This window comes from Clostridium sp. JS66 (assembly GCF_033561535.1).
In the GTDB taxonomy this organism is placed as follows: domain Bacteria; phylum Bacillota; class Clostridia; order Clostridiales; family Clostridiaceae; genus Clostridium_AM; species Clostridium_AM carboxidivorans.
The window spans coordinates 95,215-113,939 of sequence record NZ_CP131467.1 but is presented as its reverse complement, the minus strand read 5'-3'; the positions used below and the strand labels follow the sequence as shown (position 1 = coordinate 113,939).

General features: G+C 28.5%; 18 protein-coding genes and 1 other annotated feature. Of the genes, 6 read left to right on the top strand and 12 right to left on the bottom strand.

Annotation, left to right across the window (positions count from 1 at the left end):
- Nucleotides 1-92: 92 nt before the first annotated feature.
- From Q6H37_RS00570 to Q6H37_RS00540, 7 genes are all read right to left on the bottom strand, one after another.
- Complete coding sequence (locus Q6H37_RS00570; RefSeq protein WP_318738689.1) at nucleotides 93-1,529, bottom strand: hypothetical protein; 1,437 nt, start codon at nucleotides 1,527-1,529, stop codon at nucleotides 93-95.
- 89 nt (nucleotides 1,530-1,618) lie between these two features.
- Nucleotides 1,619-2,446 (bottom strand): 16S rRNA (adenine(1518)-N(6)/adenine(1519)-N(6))-dimethyltransferase RsmA, encoded by an 828-nt coding sequence (rsmA, locus tag Q6H37_RS00565; protein ID WP_318742882.1) that lies wholly within the window; start codon nucleotides 2,444-2,446, stop codon nucleotides 1,619-1,621.
- A 10-nt stretch (nucleotides 2,447-2,456) separates the two neighbouring features.
- Complete coding sequence (gene rnmV / locus Q6H37_RS00560) at nucleotides 2,457-2,999, bottom strand: ribonuclease M5 (protein ID WP_318738688.1); 543 nt, start codon at nucleotides 2,997-2,999, stop codon at nucleotides 2,457-2,459.
- A gap of 101 nt (nucleotides 3,000-3,100) precedes the next feature.
- Nucleotides 3,101-4,147: a 3D domain-containing protein gene (locus tag Q6H37_RS00555; RefSeq protein WP_318738687.1), complete on the bottom strand. Its 1,047-nt coding sequence runs from the start codon at nucleotides 4,145-4,147 to the stop codon at nucleotides 3,101-3,103.
- A gap of 277 nt (nucleotides 4,148-4,424) precedes the next feature.
- Nucleotides 4,425-5,225 (bottom strand): TatD family hydrolase, encoded by an 801-nt coding sequence (locus tag Q6H37_RS00550; RefSeq protein ID WP_318738686.1) that lies wholly within the window; start codon nucleotides 5,223-5,225, stop codon nucleotides 4,425-4,427.
- Nucleotides 5,226-5,650: 425 nt separating this feature from the next.
- Nucleotides 5,651-7,585, bottom strand: coding sequence for a methionine--tRNA ligase (gene metG, locus Q6H37_RS00545; protein WP_318738685.1), 1,935 nt, complete (start codon nucleotides 7,583-7,585; stop codon nucleotides 5,651-5,653).
- 67 nt (nucleotides 7,586-7,652) lie between these two features.
- Nucleotides 7,653-7,908: a binding site (T-box leader), on the bottom strand.
- A 52-nt stretch (nucleotides 7,909-7,960) separates the two neighbouring features.
- The gene (locus Q6H37_RS00540) at nucleotides 7,961-8,533 is read right to left on the bottom strand and encodes a uracil-DNA glycosylase (protein WP_318738684.1); all 573 of its coding nucleotides are present in this window, start codon (nucleotides 8,531-8,533) and stop codon (nucleotides 7,961-7,963) included.
- 187 nt (nucleotides 8,534-8,720) lie between these two features.
- Between Q6H37_RS00540 and Q6H37_RS00535 the strand changes: the two genes are divergently transcribed.
- On the top strand, nucleotides 8,721-10,076 hold the full coding sequence (locus Q6H37_RS00535; protein ID WP_318738683.1) for an MATE family efflux transporter: 1,356 nt from the start codon (nucleotides 8,721-8,723) through the stop codon (nucleotides 10,074-10,076).
- A 664-nt stretch (nucleotides 10,077-10,740) separates the two neighbouring features.
- Here the strand turns inward: Q6H37_RS00535 and Q6H37_RS00530 are convergent.
- Nucleotides 10,741-11,259 (bottom strand): spore maturation protein, encoded by a 519-nt coding sequence (locus Q6H37_RS00530; RefSeq protein ID WP_318738682.1) that lies wholly within the window; start codon nucleotides 11,257-11,259, stop codon nucleotides 10,741-10,743.
- 40 nt (nucleotides 11,260-11,299) lie between these two features.
- Nucleotides 11,300-11,875, bottom strand: a complete 576-nt coding sequence (locus Q6H37_RS00525; protein ID WP_318738681.1) for a nucleoside recognition domain-containing protein — start codon at nucleotides 11,873-11,875, stop codon at nucleotides 11,300-11,302.
- 204 nt (nucleotides 11,876-12,079) lie between these two features.
- Between Q6H37_RS00525 and Q6H37_RS00520 the strand changes: the two genes are divergently transcribed.
- Together Q6H37_RS00520 and Q6H37_RS00515 are read left to right on the top strand one after the other, a co-directional pair.
- The gene (locus Q6H37_RS00520) at nucleotides 12,080-12,322 is read left to right on the top strand and encodes a metal-binding protein (protein WP_318738680.1); all 243 of its coding nucleotides are present in this window, start codon (nucleotides 12,080-12,082) and stop codon (nucleotides 12,320-12,322) included.
- Nucleotides 12,323-12,335: 13 nt separating this feature from the next.
- Nucleotides 12,336-12,524, top strand: coding sequence for a hypothetical protein (locus tag Q6H37_RS00515; RefSeq protein WP_007063525.1), 189 nt, complete (start codon nucleotides 12,336-12,338; stop codon nucleotides 12,522-12,524).
- Between the two features lie 113 nt (nucleotides 12,525-12,637).
- Here the strand turns inward: Q6H37_RS00515 and Q6H37_RS00510 are convergent, their stop codons facing one another.
- On the bottom strand, nucleotides 12,638-14,140 hold the full coding sequence (locus Q6H37_RS00510; protein WP_318738679.1) for an N-acetylglucosaminidase: 1,503 nt from the start codon (nucleotides 14,138-14,140) through the stop codon (nucleotides 12,638-12,640).
- 246 nt (nucleotides 14,141-14,386) lie between these two features.
- Here Q6H37_RS00510 and rluF point away from each other — a divergent pair, with 246 nt between their 5' ends.
- On the top strand, nucleotides 14,387-15,115 hold the full coding sequence (gene rluF, locus Q6H37_RS00505) for a 23S rRNA pseudouridine(2604) synthase RluF (RefSeq protein WP_318742881.1): 729 nt from the start codon (nucleotides 14,387-14,389) through the stop codon (nucleotides 15,113-15,115).
- Between the two features lie 24 nt (nucleotides 15,116-15,139).
- Here rluF and Q6H37_RS00500 read toward each other — a convergent pair whose 3' ends face one another.
- Nucleotides 15,140-16,081, bottom strand: coding sequence for a polysaccharide deacetylase family protein (locus tag Q6H37_RS00500; protein ID WP_318738678.1), 942 nt, complete (start codon nucleotides 16,079-16,081; stop codon nucleotides 15,140-15,142).
- 862 nt (nucleotides 16,082-16,943) lie between these two features.
- Here Q6H37_RS00500 and Q6H37_RS00495 point away from each other — a divergent pair.
- Complete coding sequence (locus Q6H37_RS00495) at nucleotides 16,944-17,111, top strand: hypothetical protein (RefSeq protein WP_318738677.1); 168 nt, start codon at nucleotides 16,944-16,946, stop codon at nucleotides 17,109-17,111.
- A gap of 67 nt (nucleotides 17,112-17,178) precedes the next feature.
- Nucleotides 17,179-17,652: a 2-C-methyl-D-erythritol 2,4-cyclodiphosphate synthase gene (ispF, locus tag Q6H37_RS00490; RefSeq protein ID WP_318738676.1), complete on the top strand. Its 474-nt coding sequence runs from the start codon at nucleotides 17,179-17,181 to the stop codon at nucleotides 17,650-17,652.
- Between the two features lie 50 nt (nucleotides 17,653-17,702).
- Here ispF and Q6H37_RS00485 read toward each other — a convergent pair whose 3' ends face one another.
- A complete protein-coding gene (locus tag Q6H37_RS00485) occupies nucleotides 17,703-18,719 on the bottom strand; it encodes an AI-2E family transporter (RefSeq protein WP_318738675.1) in 1,017 nt (338 codons plus the stop codon).
- Nucleotides 18,720-18,725: the final 6 nt, after the last annotated feature.

The window sequence follows — 18,725 nt, the reverse complement described above, 5'->3', positions numbered from 1 at the left end:
ACCACCTTATATTTCAAATAAGAGTTTTTATTTAATTATATGAAAATAGTACTAGAAATATTAAATATTCCCAGTACTATACTTTCTCCATATTATTTCTTTACTGGTATCATGATAGTAGATGTTTTAAAATCATAGAACATAAGCCAGTAGCCTAGAGCCTCTTCTCTCTCATCATCAACATTTAAAGGCATCCATGTAACAAATCCAGATCTACCACCATATGGTTGATCCATCTTAGATTTAGTTCCTGCTATACCATATACAAGATATTTCATCTCTCCATCTTTATTAAGCTTATATCCTATTATATAATGCTTATGTTTTATTATATACTGGTAATAATTCATCATAGGATAATATATCATTGCGTACCTGCTATAATCAGACATATCGTACATAGATTTTGGTGAATTCACAGGTACCTTATACCACTTACATCTTTTTATTTCAGAACAAATTTCTCCCATGGATTCAAATCCTTGTACCAAATTTCTAAAAAATTCATTTTCATCCATTTGAGGATAATCTTCATTTCTTTTTGGATTTATGTTCACATCTTTTTTACTTTGTTTTCTTGCTGTGTATTCATGTTTTTCTATTCCATAGTTACCTTTTTCCATACCATATTTTTTATTCTCATTCTCTTGATTATTGATATTGTTTTTCTCACTTATATTAATTTTTTTATTTATATTCTCTTCTATTTTTGCATTGTCTTTTTTATTTACAATTGATCCTTCTTTTACATTATCCTTTTTAATTATGTCCACTTTTTCTTTTATATTATCTTGTTTATTTATCAATTCTTCCTTTTTATCATCTTTTTTTGTTACCTTTATTTCTTCTTTTACATTATCCTTTTTTGCTACATTTGCCTCTTCTTTTATAATATCCTTTTTTATAATATCCTTCTTCATATCATTTTCTTTATTTATATATTGTTCTTTTTTAGAATTATCTTCTTTAGGTATAATTTTAACATTTTCTATTTCTTTAGTTTTATTTTCTTCTTTTAATGATTCTATGTTTTCTTCATATTTGTCAAACATACTGTTAGGAGTATCCACTACTTTTTCTTCTTTTTCTTCCTCAACCTTTAAGTCAACCATAGCAAATGTCTTCCAATCAGGTATTTCAGTGCTTGCAAATCCACTCATAACAGGTATTATATTTGAATCTAAAAATTTAACTATAGCTGCACCAGAAATCTTATCCATGGATATACCCGTACCAGCTATATTATCTGCTAAATATTCATGACAAATATCTGCTCTGCCATAATCATCTATGTTTATCTGTGATATTTTTATTACCTTCCTTATATCCTTCTTATTACAAATTAAAAGCATATAATAAGGAGCACTTTCTTTTTTTAAGTTTTGTACATAATACGATATTTTGCACTTATCATTTTTCAGCTCCAATTTTGCGTACCCAGAAGCTACTTTGTCGGAAGATATTGAATACCCTTTTTCATCTTCTTGTAATATTATAAAATACCTACTATAACTCTTTTTTTGAGCCAACTTCCTATACCTCCATATATTTTATTCATTATAATATATGAAGTAAAATTAAAAAAGTGAACAACTAGTTGTATAATATTGTAAAAAGATTATTGTAATTCATATATACAATCTGATAATTTTGCAAATTCTTCTAGAGATAAAGTCTCTCCTCTTCTTTTAAGATCAATGTTTGCATCAATAAATGCCTTTTCTAAGCTTTCCTTTTTCATTCCCAAACTTTTAAGTCCATTCCAAAGAGTTTTTCTTCTCATATTAAAAGAACTTCTTACTATTTTAAAGAATAATTCTTTACTTTTAACTTTTACTTTAGGTTCTAAAAGTTTAGTTAATTTTATAACTATAGAATCTACTTTAGGTCTAGGCACAAATGAATCGCAGCTTACTTTTCTAACTATTTCTACATCACAATAATATTGTACAAGTATGGAAAGTGCTCCATATTCTTTTGTACTGGGTTTCGCAGCAATTCTTTCACCTACTTCTTTTTGAATCATTATAGTTAAAGATTCAAATCTATAATTTTCCTTCAACAATTTCGATATTATTGGCGTAGTAACATAATAAGGTAAATTAGCTACTACCTTAGTGCTTTTTTCTTCTCCTATAAGTTCATTAAAGTCTACCTTTAATGCATCTTTATGTACTAGTTCAAAATTATTAAATTCCTTAAGTTCTTCATTTAAAATAGGTATTAAATCAGAATCTAATTCAATAGCATAAACTTTTTTTGCTTTTTTTAAAAGTTCTTTTGTTAAAGTTCCAACTCCAGGACCTATTTCTATTACTAAATCATCTTTACTAACATTAGAATTATCAACTATATCCTGCAAAACAGAATTGTCTATTAAAAAATTCTGTCCTAAACTTTTTGAAAATTTAAATCCATATTTTTTTACTATATCCTTTGTAGACAAACTTTCCATATTATTTCTCCTTATTTATCTTTTTTATGGCCTGTATAAATTCTTCCCTGCTAATTCCATAATTATTAAGTCTCATTAAAAACTGAGCTGAGTTACAATAGCCTATTCCAAGTTCTTTCCCCAGAAGTTCTCTCTTTTCTTTTGATTTATTATTTCCTGTAAGTTCAAAAAAAATCATATCATTTATATCAAAGTTAGATACTTTTTCTTTTACTTCACATTTAGCATTCTCTAAAGCCCTTATTATTACTTCTGGTTCAGCATTTTCTACACCTATATCCCCATTCTTCGTTCCATCCTTTTGAGCTATGTACGCGTGTTTTATCCCCTTAACTCTTTTAGATATAATTCTTCTTATTTTTTCTCCTGCAAAATCAGGATCAGTAAAAACTATTACGCCTTGTCGTCTTTGTGCTTCTTTTATTCTTTCTATAACTTTAGCGTTAATACCAAATCCACCCACTGCTATAATTTCTGCATCTACAGCTCTTTTTACTGCAGTAATGTCATCTCTTCCCTCAACAACAATAACTTCTTTAATCATATGCTCTTATTGACCTAAAAATAAAAATACTAAGTCAACATCCTCCTTTTCTATTTTATTATATTCATTTAATATACAGAAAAAAATAGGAGCCTTTGCTCCTATTTAACTAAATACACATTAACCCATCTTACACCCCAGTTATCTGCCTCTGAATTGGAATCAAAGTACAAATCTACTCTGTCACCTTTTATAGCTCCACCTGTGTCTTCAGCAACAGCATATCCATATCCCTCAATATAGAGTTTAGTACCAAGGGGTATAACTCTTGGATCAACTGCTACAGAGCTATAGCTACCTACATTTCTCTTAGCTACAGTACCTGTAGCTGTGATTCCAAAATAAGGATCTCCAGGACTTTTGCCTGTGCTCTCATAATCTGAGGTATACCCAGTAGCTCTCATCCTCGTAACTGTTGTATAAGGAATCCTAGCACCACGTGAAGGTGTGTAAACATTTAAAGCTCCCATGGCTACAATCTTTTGAACTGGTTGCTTTTTAACAGTCTCACTTATTACTTTTCTTGAAATCTCTTTACCATTTTCATAAACAACTCTAGTTAATGTTTCTTTTTCTCCAGCTTTTCCTTCTTGTACTACTTTATTATTACCTTGCTCCATATCTTCATCTTTTTTTACAACTGTAGCATAATCTAGTGGTTTAACTTCCTTAACATCTTTTGTCTCAACTCTTGTTACCACTACCTTTAGCCCTGCCTTTACAGTTGAACTTTTACTTGGATATATTTTATCAGATTGATGAATTGTTATTTTTTCTGCTTGCAACATTTTTTCAATGTTGTCTTCTGCAGATTTTATATCCAACTTCTTTCCATCTACAGCAATTTGAACATTTACTGCTTTCTTTATGGATATTTTTGAGCCATCTTCAACCTTACTGTCAAGACTAATCGTGGTCTTATCCTTTGGTCCTACAGTTATACCATTATTACTCAAAGCACTTTTATAAGTACTACTTAAAGTCGTTATTTTTTTATCTTTACCGTCTACAGAAACTGTGATTGTCTTTCTTGCGCTGCTAATCAATACTACAAAAACTATTAAAACTATTAAAGTCAAGTAGATATACTTAGCGTTAGGACCATTGGAAAAATGCTTTTTAAAATAGCCTTTTAATTTTTCCACCATAAAAATACCTCCTCCTGGTAAGAACGACATTCCTATTATAAGTGCAATGACGAATTCTGTCAAATATCGCCTTAACATTTTAGACCATGTAATGCAAATTTTTGCATAAAACTTAATAATAAAATATTTATGATAGCACTTTTTATTAATGGTCTATATTAAATATTTTTGGTGGAATTTTTATAAAACTTATTATATTATATGAGGCAAATTAACATATAATACCTAAATGTAAAATTAATAAAAAATTAAAAAATCGCAATTTAATTTTACACTATTATCCTATATTTAGCAACCTCTTGATGTTTAAGATAGTCTTACAACTCACTTCCTCACTACTTATACCTTTAATTTCAGCTATTTTATTTATTATGTGAGCTATATATTCTGATCTATTTCTTTTACCTCTAAAAGGAACAGGTGCCATGTAAGGACAATCAGTTTCCACTAACATTCTATCAAGTGGAACTTCTTTTACTACATCTAAAACCTTTTTAGCATTTTTAAATGTCACTACTCCGGTAAATCCTATGTAATATCCAAGCTTTAAACATTCTCTTGCAAATTCTACACTACCAGAAAAGCAATGTATTTCACCTTTAACCTCTGGAAACATTTTTATAATATCTAACGTGTCTCCATGAGCATCTCTATCATGTATAATTACAGGTAAATTTAATTCTCTTGCAAGTTCCATCTGTTTTATAAAAGCATTTTTTTGAATCTCTCTTGCAGGATTTTCCTCGTAATAGTAATCAAGTCCTATTTCCCCTATTGCCTTAACTTTAGTATTTTTAGCTAAATCCTTTAATTCAAGAATAACTTCATCTGTTAATTGATCAGCATGCTCGGGATGAATTCCAACTGCTGCATAAAAAAAGTCATGCTTATTCGCCAGCTCTACTGAAGCTCTAGTTCCCTCTATAGATGCTCCACAATTTAGTACTCCTTTTATCCCATTTTGTCTTAACTCATTTATTATGGATTGTCTATCTTCATCAAATTGTTCATCGTCATAATGTGCATGAGCATCAAATATGTTTATTTTATCATCAGTTAATTTTATATTATCATCCATTGTATCTCTCCATTCATAAACTTAAGCATATTTTTTCTTATGGATATATTTTAACCTCCCATTCATAAGTAAATCAATTTTAATCATGATATTAAAAAAGTCTAATCCGGATTTATCTGGAGTTTAAACTCCTCCTAAATCAAGCTTCACTTGATTAACTGTATTATTAAATACTAGATGATTAAAATTTTGCAATTGCATATTTCCATTTTATTACATTTATTTTTATAGTCAACTTTTTTTTATTATAATATAAGCGATTTTTTTAACAAAATCTAATATTTGCTCGATCATAATTAGTTTTATACCATTAATGATGAATTATTATAAAAAAAACTAAAAATGACTATTTATCCGAAATTTCTTCAAAATAAATAATCATTTTTAGTACTAAGTTTAAACTTTTTACTGAACTGTATTTATACCTATCTTACAATACTGCCTGTAGGAAGTTCTGATTCAATAGTAGCTGTAAGTAACTTACTATCATCATCTGTAGATGCTGCTAATATCATTCCCTGAGAAAGTTCTCCTCTTAATTTTACAGGTTTCAAATTTGCAACTAATATTACATTTTTACCTACTAATTCTTCTGGTTTATAGAATTTAGCTATTCCTGAAACCACTTGTCTCTCCTCGCCGCCTAAATCTACCTTCAGCTTAAGAAGTTTTTTAGCACCTTTTACTGGTTCACATGCTAATACCTTAGCTATTCTTAAATCTATCTTTTCAAAATCATCAATTGTTATTTCTTCTTTCAATGGCTGCATTTTAGGTCTATTAGCTGCAGCTTGTTGTTCCTTAAGTTTATTTAATTCCTCAATTTTTTCATCTACATCTATTCTTGGAAATAAAAGTTCTCCCTTATTTACTTTTGATCCTGCTTTAGTTCCATCAAAAGATGTTAAGCTATCCCAAGTTATAACTTCAGCATTTAATTGTTTGTTTATCTTCTCACTAGTATCAGGTAAGAATGCTGATAAACATACTGAAACTATTCTTAATGATTCCAATAAATTGTAAAGTACAGTTCCTAATCTTTCCTTTTTGCTTTCATCTTTTGCAAGTATCCAAGGAGTAGTCTCATCTATATATTTATTCGCTCTTCCAATAAGCTCCCATATGCAATCTAATGCTTCTGGAATTCTCAAATTATCTATACACTGTTCTGCAGCTTTAGGAGTATTTAGCGCAACTTTTATAAGCTCATCATCTATTGCTTCCTTAGCTGTTGGAGCTGGAATTGTCCCTCCAAAATACTTTTCTACCATTGCACAAGTTCTTGATAATAGATTTCCTAAATCATTAGCTAAATCTGAATTTATCTTCTTTATAAATATTTCATTATTAAATAATCCATCTGCTCCAAATGGTATTTCTCTTAATAGATAATATCTTACAGGATCTGCGCCAAAATGATTTACTAAAAGTACAGGATCTACCACATTTCCTTTAGATTTTGACATTTTTCCTCCATCTACTAGAAGCCAACCATGGCCAAATACCTGCTTTGGTAGTGGAAGACCTAATGCCATAAGCATAATTGGCCAATAAATTGTATGGAATCTTAATATATCTTTACCTACTAAGTGAACATCTGCTGGCCAATACTTATTATATAAATCTGAATTACTGCTTCCATATCCAAGAGCTGTTATATAGTTTGCTAAAGCATCTACCCATACATATATAACATGCTTTTCATCAAAAGTTACTGGTATTCCCCAATCAAAAGAAGTTCTTGAAACACAAAGATCTTGTAGTCCAGGTTTTAAGAAATTATTTATCATTTCATTCTTTCTTGATTCTGGTTGAATAAACTCTGGATGACTTTCTATATACTCTATAAGCTTAGGAGCATATTTCGACATTTTGAAAAAATATGCTTCTTCTTTAGCCTTTTCAACAGGTCTTCCACAATCAGGACACTTTCCATCTACAGCCTGAGTTTCTGTCCAGAAAGATTCACAAGGTGTACAATACCAACCTTCATAGGAACCTTTATATATATCTCCTTGATCATATAACTTTTTAAATATATCCTGAACTGATTTTACATGGTAATCATCTGTAGTTCTTATAAACTTATCGTAGCTTACATTCATCATTTCCCAAAGATCTTTTATACCAGCAACTATTTCATCAACATAAGCTTTAGGAGTTACACCTTTTGCTTCAGCTAACCTTTGAATTTTTTGTCCATGCTCGTCTGTACCAGTTAAAAACATCACATCATATCCTGTAAGTCTTTTAAATCTTGCTAATGCATCAGCAGCAATTGTAGTATACGTATTACCTATATGAAGCTTTGCTGATGGATAATAAATTGGCGTTGTAATGTAATATGGTTTTTTACACATTTTTTATTCCTCCCTAAAAACTTATAAATTTCTAATAAAAAAACCTCTATATGAAGTAAGTTCTTCATATAGAGGTGCATATAAACACTTTACCACTCTATTTTATCTTTATTTCACAATAAAGATCTCAGTAAGTAACTCAAGTCATCATAAGAAGACCTTTTATTACTCTGCATCATAACGGTTGCCTCCGTGTTATCCTAATATAATTTCAAATAACCTGCTCTAGAGCCATGTTCATAAACTGTTTTATTATCGGTTTTCACCTAACCCGACTCTCTTTAAATACTTTCATTTACTACTCTTTCCTTCACAGCATTTCAATTTTTATAATATTCCATATGTTTAGTTCTGTCAATAGCATTTATCTAATTTTTAAATAATTTTATCATCTTTAATTTCATCATATTTTTTCTTTACAGATTTTAAGTCTTCCCAAAACAATACTTTTTTATTCTCATCTCTAAATAAAGCTGCTGGATGAAAAGTAGCAATAATATAACATCCTTTTCTTTCAATCCACTTTCCTCTATCTCTTGTTATTCTAAAATCATTTCCTAAAATGTATTTCATAGCAGTTGCTCCTAAGCAAACTATAATTTTCGGTTTAATTAAAGCTACTTGATTTCTCAAATAAGGTAAACATGCTTCAGCCTCATCTTCATATGGTACTCTATTATTATCTGGTCTACATTTACATACATTACATATATAATAATCATTCTCTCTTATTAAATCCAATGCTGTAAGTCCTTTAGTTAAAAGTTGTCCTGCCCTACCAACAAAAGGCAAACCAATTCTATCCTCATCAGCTCCTGGAGCTTCTCCTACAAAAACGATTTTTCCTCTAGAATTTCCATCTCCAAACACCATATTAGTTCTTTTATTGCCCAAATCACATTTATTACATTGTAAACATTCTTCATACAACTCTCGCCATTTTAACAACCTAACCACCTCTTACTCATAATCACCGCTTAGAATGTGCTTAAATTTAATATAACATTTCATGTTTTAAGTACATTTTTCTTAGTATTGTTTTATTTTATAAAATGAAGTACCATTTATATTATACTACATTAATTTTCATTACTAAAAATCTATTATTTTTTAATATGTCTCATGGAGGTACTAAATGTTATATCGCAATACTATAAAAGATGTATTAAATCTTGCACTTCCTGCAGTAGGTGAAATGATTCTCTATATGATGATATGGGTATTTGATACTATGATGGTAGGCCAATATGGAGGTAACGTAGCTGTTAGTTCTGTTGGATTAAGCTCTGAAATAATCTATACATTTTCCAATATATTCATAGCTATGGGTTTATCTGTAGGTATTACTTCATTAGTTGCCAGACAAATAGGCTCTAAGAAATTTCAACTAGCAGAAGAATATTCATCCATAGGATTTTTAGTAGCTTTTATTATAGCTTTTATCATATTTTTATTAATATTCTTCTTTTGTGGTAACATGCTAAAAATGGCAGGTGCAACAAACGAAGTAATATATAGTGGCAAAATATTTATGCAAATAGTTTCCATAGGAATCATTTTTTATATGCTTATGAATGTATTAAATGCAATTTTAAGGGGCTGTGGAAATACAAAAACTCCTTTAATAGCTTCTATACTAGTTAATATAATAACACTAAGCTTGGACTGGCTATTGATTTTTGGTCACTACGGTTTTCCAGAGCTAGGTATAAGGGGAGCCGCAATAGCTACTGCTTCAGCTCAAATATCAGGATTTATATTTATATTTTTCTATATAATGAAGAAATCTAAAATTAAACCTAGACTAAAATATATATTAAAGCTTAATTCGAAAAATCTAAAGGAATTATTAAAGTTAAGTATTCCAGCTTCTTTTCAAGAAGCAGCTTTTTCTACAAGCAGATTATTATGTGTATTCATAATAATGCATCTTGGAAACATAGCCTTTGCTGCTAATCAAATAGTAACTACTATAGAATCAGTTTCATATATGCCCGGATGGGGATTTGCTGTAGCTGCAACTACTTTATCAGGTCACAAATTTGGAGAAAAAAACTTTAAGAAATCTAAAGAATATGCCTATACTTGTATGGTATTAGGTGTTATATTAATGGGTTTTTGCGCCATTTTATATTTAATCTTCCCTAGCTTTTTAATAAAGCTTTTTATAAATTCAAAAGAACAAGAAGTTATTAGACTAGGAAGTCTATGCCTTATGGTAGCCGCTGCAGAGCAAGTTCCTATGGCAGTTTCCATGATACTTGGAGGTGCTCTTAAAGGCATAGGAGATACTAAAACACCTTTTCTAATTTCACTAGTTTCTAGTTGGATAATACGATTACCTTTAATGTTTTATTTCATATTTGTATTAAAGGTTTCTGTAGTATATGTATGGTGGATTACTGCTATTCAATGGATATTTGAAGGTATAACTATGTTTATCCTATTTAAAAAGAAATTTAAGTCACTTTCAAAACAAGCAGAAGCTTAAATTTCATAATCTAAGCATAATGCAATGTAAAGGTGTAGTTGAAGTTTGAATTTTAACTTCAAATGTATGCATCTAATTGCATTGTTATAGATACTTTTAGCAAACAGAAAGTACATTTATAACAATAACTTATAACGCTGAAAATTAATGCTAAGTATGCTATTGTACTAATATATTTAGTTCAAAAAACAATTGTTTTTGAATTTATGAAAACAACTTAAAATAAATTTATCATTTAGTGTATTGAAAAATGTATAAATATTTCAAATACAGTTAATAATCAATTAACTTACTATTTTTACAGGCTTCGTCATAGAATATTATTAAAAGAACCAGGATGTGCATAAACTAGGTAATAAGTATTATGTGTACACGCAATGCACTAAGAAGTAACTTTCAACTGTATGTAGACTGATATATGCTGTGAATGAAGATTCGAACGAATTTTAGAAGTTCTTTGCTTGAGATATTGAAAAATTTCGTAATTTTTGGCAGGACGGCAAAAGCTCCGAAAGCGACAGGACGTCGCATTTGAGGAGGTAGAAATTTTTCAATATCTCAAGCATTAGAACTTCTTAATGAAGTGAGTTTTCCTTCACAGCATATATCAGCCGGAATACAGTTAAAAGTTACTTCGTTTACATTTGCTTGTACCACATTATGCTTAAAACATAATTCTTGCTAAAGTTACTGCCATGACAATTGAAACACAATCTGCTAAAACTGCCGCCCAAAGAGTATGCCTTATTTTTTTTATTCCTACAGCACCAAAATACACTGTAAGTGTATAAAATATTGTTTCTGTAGACCCCATAATTATGGAAGAAACTCTCCCTATGTAGCTATCCACTCCAAACTTATTTATAGTTTCTGCAAAAATACCTAAAGCACCACTGCCAGATAAAGGCTTTATCAATACTAGTGGTACAACTTCTGGTGGAAGCCCTATGAGTTTTGCAAAAGGTTTTACAATAAATATAAAATAATCTAAAGCTCTAGACTCCCTAAAAACACCTACTGCTACTAGCATAGCCAATAAGTATGGAAATATGGTAACACATATACTAATTCCTTCTTTTGCACCTTCTACAAAACATTCATATACTTTAACTCCTTTAAATATTCCATATGCAGTTATAGATATTATAATTATAGGAACTATTGATTTTATTATATAATCCAAAATGTCACCTCCATTAATTCTTTCTTAACCATCATTTGATTCAAAAATACCTTTGCAGTATCTTACAAAATACTATTCCAAATAAAGCTGCCGTACCAGTAGCTATTATACCTGGTAATATAGTTTCTCCAGGATTCTGAGATCCTACTGCTGCACGCATTGATATAATAGTAGTAGGTAAAAATTGTATACACGCTGCATTTATCACCAAAAACAATGCCATATCATCACTGGCTGAACTGTTTTTTTTATTTAATCTATCTAATTCCTTCATAGCTTTAATTCCAAAGGGAGTCGCTGCATTTGAAAGTCCCATCATATTTGCAGTTAAATTCATAACTATTGCTCCTATGGCCTTTTCATCTTTAGAAGCTTCCTTGAAAATTAACTTTAGTATAGGTTTTAAAATTTTTGCTAATTTATCAGTAAGACCACTTTTTTCAGCAATTTTCATTACTCCACACCATAGGCACATTATTCCTAATAAGCTTATAGTTAGTTTTACTGTGGATTCTGTAGAAGACACTATAACCTTAGATATATCTGCACCTCTCCCAGTAAAAATACCTAGTATTATTCCAAAACCTAAAATAAAAAACCATATATAATTTATCACTTACCTATCTCCTTTATAAATAACTTTGTTATAGTAATTATTAATATATATGTTCAAATTATATTCAAATTGACTAACATAACCTTTAAATGAAAATTTAACTTTACAGTTAAGTTGCTATAAGTTATTATTACTATTGAAATTAAAATTTAAGAGTGCTACCATTTATGTTGTATATAATTTTTTGAAAATCGGAGGTTTGAAATGACCATTAAAGAAATAATGAAATATATAGAAAGTGAGTATTCTGTTATAAATGATACTCCTTGTGAGATATGTGGTGGCCAATATTTAGCGGAAGACTTAAATATTGATATAATAGATGATATACCATATGATGTATGTTCCTGTGTATGCTCTAATTGTGGACATGAAAAAAACTTTGAGTTTTGCGCACCATTTATAGATGACGATGGATTAAAAAAAGTCAAAAATATATTAAACTAAAGGAGAATCATAAATGAAAGAAGGAAATTTAGAACTAGCTCAAAAGGATATTGATGAAGCTTTAGAAACAATTCAAAACATGGAAGAAAATTTAAGTAAAGAAAATCTACCTAAAGAAGTAATATTAGAAAATTTCAAAGTTCTTACAGAAAAAGTTAGTAAATTAGAATTAATTTTAAAAGAAGAAGGAATACTAGAATAATAAGATTTTTTCAAAATCACCTTCATAAAAAACTTTATTTACATAAAAAATCACTATTGAACTTTAGTAAGTTCTATAGTGATTTTTATTATGGTTAATTACAATATGAGTTTCTATTTAAATTTAGGTATTTGAAAATTTAATTTTATATCCTTAACCTTATCTAAGATATTTGTTATTCCCTCTATCATCTTAGGAAGCTGCTTATATGACCAAGCTACATCTGTAGCATATTGATGCTCCCCTGGATTAGAAGGGTTCCATCTCATTTTATATAAAGTATCTTGTTTTCCATTAGGATTATTTATATATTGTGATGCAATCCACTGAGCTCCACCATTAATTGCATCCTCTGGAGTAAACCATTTGTTATCATAAGCTGCTTTAGTTCCATAATAATTAGGATCTTTATCATATGCACCTATTCCAAAGAAATTATATACAGGTGCACCAAAAATATATTTACCACTGCTATCTTTTTGTCCACCATTAGCTAATGGTGATGTTCCATTTCCAGTTTCTAATAAGGAATGTGAAATTAAGTATACAATACTTATATTATTATTTTTAGCAGCATCTAAAAATGCTTGTCCTTTTCCATCTAAAATCCCTTTACCTTTTAAGATATTATTAACTTGATCTACGCTCATACCATCTGTATAACTTAATTTTAAAAACTGATATTTTCCATATGAATCCATAAAATTATTAGGATCTAAATAGTATTTAATCTGATTTTTACTTGCTGCATTATTAAAATCATTAGTTTCCACAAAAACTGACTTATCGCTTAATTTTGTTTGAATATCTACCATTTGATCCACAGAAACATCATAATTTTCATATTCATTGTTACTTGTATCTGTACTATTTATACATCTAAAATAGTCAGTATAATAGTTATCATAATCTGTATTTACATCCTTATGCGTTCCAACGTTTCCTGACTTTTTAACATATATTAAAACTTTATACTTTTGACCATTTGATCCTGCATCTAAAGTTTTTGTTGATGTTATTTTTCCATCAGAAGGTTTAGTATAACCATTAGTAACTTCTGTATAACTATCTTTATCTAAAGAATAGTTATGTACAAAAATTCTATATTCAACATCTTGTCCATTATTAGTATTTAAAGTAAAGACTTGTTTTTCGGTAGATAAAAGTGGAGAATACTGAAACTTACATGAAACTATTTGTGGTAAGTTTTCATAATTACTACCATCCTCATATTTATTGTTAGTAGTAAACTGCATTTCCATTGGAGAGCTAAGTTTCTTACCGTCTGTTGATTGAACGTCTGTACCTATTATCAAATTATATTTTTTATTTGGTTCATATCCTGAAACTTCAGGACTTATTACTATCGTATCAGAACTCTTACCCATGGTTACGCTTACAGGTACAACTTTGTTATTTTCATCCTTCACAGTTATGCTTTTGTCATTAACAGTATCTGTCTTTAAAGATGCATTAAATTTTACAGTCCATTCCTTACTAGTAGTAATGTTAACCTTTGGACTACTTAATGATGAGCCTTCTGCTGAAACCTTAGTAGTAACTACAGTTAAAGAACATATCAAAGTAAAGATAATCATTTTTATTTTTTTATTCATAATCTACCCTCCATTTTCTTCTATGTAATAATATATTAAAAAACTTCTATATTTATTTAAATAATTTTAACCCCATATTATGAATATTCGTCTATTTAATATAAAACTTGCTAATTAGCTAAAAAATTTGATATCATTTATAAATAATACTTTAAAATTTGCATATAACTAAATCACTAACAAAAGGAAGGAGATTTTATTGAGTTGCATAAAAACAAAATAAACCATAATGAAAATTCAGATTCTATGAGAATAAACAAATTTATAAGTGAAAAAGGTATTTGTTCTAGAAGAGAAGCTGATACACTAATACAAGAAAAAAGAGTTACTATAAATGGTACCACAGCAGAATTAGGTTCTAGAGTAAACTCTAGGGATGAAGTAAAATTGGACGGTAAACTTCTTACTGAAAAAGATGATAAGGTGTATATTGCCCTAAACAAACCTGTAGGTATAATATGCACTACTGAAAAAAAAATTAAAAATAATATAGTGGACTTTGTGAACTATCCTAAAAGAATATTTCATATTGGAAGGCTAGATAAAGATTCGGAAGGATTAATATTTTTAACCAATGATGGTGATATTGTAAATAAAATTTTAAGGGCTGGCAACAATCATGAAAAAGAATATATTGTTACTGTGGATAAATGTATTACAAATTCGTTTTTAAAGGAAATGGCCTCTGGTGTTAGCATATTAAATACTGTAACTAAACCTTGTAAAGTGTATAAAGAAGGTTCCCACGTATTTAGAATAATATTAACTCAAGGGCTAAACAGGCAAATTAGAAGGATGTGTGAGGCATTAGGTTACAATGTATTAAAGTTAAAAAGAATTAGAATAATGAATGTAACGTTGAAAGATATTCCTGTAGGTAAATGGAGATACCTAACTCCAAGCGAATTAAAAACTATAAACAAATTAACTTCTACTTCTATAAAAACTGAAGAAGCCTCTTTATCCGATAATTAGTTTTTCGGATAAAGAAGCTTATGTTTATTGCCCTTTAACTTTCTTTTTACTACTAGTAGTAGTACTAACATTATAATTTAAATTACTTATTCTTCTTTCAAATTCTTTCATATCATGGTTTGCTGAAATATATACTCTATTTAATGTGTATATACCTTGATTTTTGTTAGACCAACCGCTTTCAGTAGTAAAAGCCATAACATAGCCTGCATCCTTAGCTGCCTTTACAGTATCATTGTTGCATTTTCCATAAGGATAGCCTATATATTTTACCTTTTTATTAAGAAGCTTCTCTAAAAACTCCTTTGAACCCTTTAATGTTTCAAGTTGTTTATCATATGGCAATTCATTTAATTTGTCATGATTTAAAGTATGACTTTCTATATCTATACCATTATGCTGCATTTCCTTTAATTGAGCTGATGTTAAAAAACCTTTATCCTTATCTATGCAATTAGTAATAATAAATACGGTAGCCTTAAATCCAAATTCCTTTAGCACAGGATAAGCATTTTCATAATTATCCTTATAGCCATCATCAAAAGTTAAAACTACTGACTTTTCAGGAACAGGTTTATTGTTAGACATAAAATTATACAATTCTCCTAAAGTTAATGTTGTATAACCATTATCCTTTAAGTATTTCATTTGCTCTCTAAATTTTTCTTTAGGAACTCTAAGTTCATTTCCTGCTTCATAATCAATAGAATGATACATAATTACAGGTACAGATTTATCATTATATTTAAGGATTCCATCTTTAAATTCTCTGTCTTTTTCATTATTTTGTGCAGTTTCATTTTTGTTCTTTGTTGTACTAGTTTCTTTAGTGTTACTAACTTGCTGTTTTGTAGTTTTTTCACTATGAGATTTTGCCTTTCTTCCATTAATAAAATTGTAGCTCAAAACTCCTATCATAAGGACAATAACCATTAATAATGTTAACTTTTTATATTTTCTATTCATACTTTCACTTCTTTCCTAATTTTCATTTATATACAAAACACCATTATATTCTTATAGACAAATTTTATTATAATATAAATTATGTTTAATTTGTACTGGAAATATGTAAATTTTAATTAGAAAGTTGTCCACATTATTAACATTTTACATGTTGATAACTTGTTAGTACAAATTAAAGTTATTTTTCTTTTACTATTTTATTGATATCATTGAGCAATGCATTATAATCTTTACTAACTTTTACATTTTAGCACTATGTTTATTAAAAATAATCACTTAAAATTGATCTCTATAATAAACTTTAACTTACTGTATATTCTAAAGGTTATCAACATTATCCACAGATAGCTTGTTCATAACTTGTGAAACTTATGGTGGATTACTAAATATTCACGCAAAAAATTAATAAATAGGTCAATTCCTTGCAAAATATATTAACATTTATACACATTATCCACAGTTCTGTGGACAACTTGTGTATAACTCAACATTTTTTATTAATTTTTCAGATTTACTTTAACATATATGGTGTAAAAATCATATAATATACTATGCAAGGCCCACTGGTACAATTGATTTCTTTTTCTTTTTTAATGCTAAGTTTCACTAAATTACAATATAAAAAATTTAAAATTAATTGAAACTTAGCAACTACATAAATTTATACTAATAGCATCTAATAATATTATTATATATTTTCATAATTTTAATGAATATTTTTCTATAGTTAAGTTTATCCTATAATATAGCTTATAATTTTGCAATATGTTTTCGATAATATTTTTTGAATTTTCTTAACATTTTCAAGATTTTATGTTATTATTTTATTATAATATGTATTTTCATGAAGGGTGGGAATATTATGAGAGATAAAGTTATTTTCGTAGATTTTACTAAAAATAAAAATAAAAAACAATCCATATTATCCATATTAAAAAACTTCTTTAGAAAAATATTTAACTCTACAAATACTCCATCTGATCCAAGTGATACTAAAAAAGTGATACATTATAACCGAGACATCTCCTAAGGTGCAATGATTATGCACCTTTTTTTTTCTGTGATAAAATATAAATAAAAACTTTGGAGGTTTTATTATGAGAATAGGAATAGGTTATGATGTGCATAAACTTGTTGAAAATAGGCTTCTCATTCTTGGTGGAGTAAATATACCTTATGACAAAGGATTATTAGGCCATTCTGATGCAGATGTACTCTTACATGCCATAATGGACAGCTTACTTGGTTCTCTATCTTTAGGAGATATAGGCAAACATTTTCCAGATACAGATCCTTGTTACAAGAATATTTCTAGCTTAGTATTATTAAAAAAGGTAGGTGCCCTAATAAATTCAAAAAGATATATGGTTGAAAATATAGATTCAATTATAATTGCTCAATCTCCTAAATTATCACCTTTCATTGACGATATGAAAAAAAACATAGCTGAAGCCTTAGAAATAGATATTGATAAAGTAAGTGTAAAGGCAACTACTGAAGAAGGGTTAGGTTTTACAGGCAAAAGGGAAGGAATATCCGCTCAAAGTATATGTTTAGTTGAAAAAATCTAAGTTGAATAAAAATAAGAAATACAGAATCTAACCCGTAGTTCCTGTATTTCTTATTTTTTATTAAGATTTATACCAACCATATGCAAAATAAACATGAATAAAGGTATTCCAACCAAAAGTCCCCACATACCCATGAAATGCTGAGATATTATTAACACTATAAAAACAAAGAAAACAGGTATTTTAGTTTTTGAAGACATAAATTGAGGTGTTAGTACATAATTTTCTACTGCATATAAAAGTACTATCATTGATATTACATATATAACTTTAATCATACCTCCAATATTAAAAGCAATTATAGAAAGAGGAATTAAAGCCATAATAATACCTACAATTGGAATTAAACTAAATATAAATATCATAAATGCAAGTGCAATAGATTCAGGGAAATTCATTACACTTAACATTATTAGCGAAAGAATAGAGTTAGTAACTGCAATCAACATTTGAAGCTGTACAACCTTACCAAAAAAAATTAAAAAATCCTTCCAAAACAATACTACATACTTGTACATTATTGAAATCCTACTGGTTTTAAACTTAATTAGAAACCTCCTGACGTTAGTCCTTTCAAGCATAAAAAATAAGCTTAACACCAACGCTAAAATTATATTTATCCCCCATTTTCCTAAACTTGTAATAAACTGAACTATAGTACTTACCTCATTTTTTAAATAACCTTTTATATCAACCTGCCCTATTAAAGGATATAAATACTGCTGTACTTTATTTATGCTATATTGAGACTTTCCTCCAATAAACCCATTAGCTAATATTACGCTCTGGTTTACTATTAAAGGAATATACTTATATACAAAATATATTAAAAGCGTAAAAATTATAAGATATAAAGCTATAGTTATAAATACTTCTTTTAACTTTATATACTTTCTCAAATTAACTATAATAATCTTTTCTAAACTATAAATTAAGTATGTAAATAAAAATGTTAACAAAAATAAATCAATAATATTCTTTAATGCATAAATAAGTATTGCTACAATTATAAAAACTGATATTTCCTTAGTTGTTTCTTTTCTCAATATTTCTCTAAGAAAATTCATCTATTA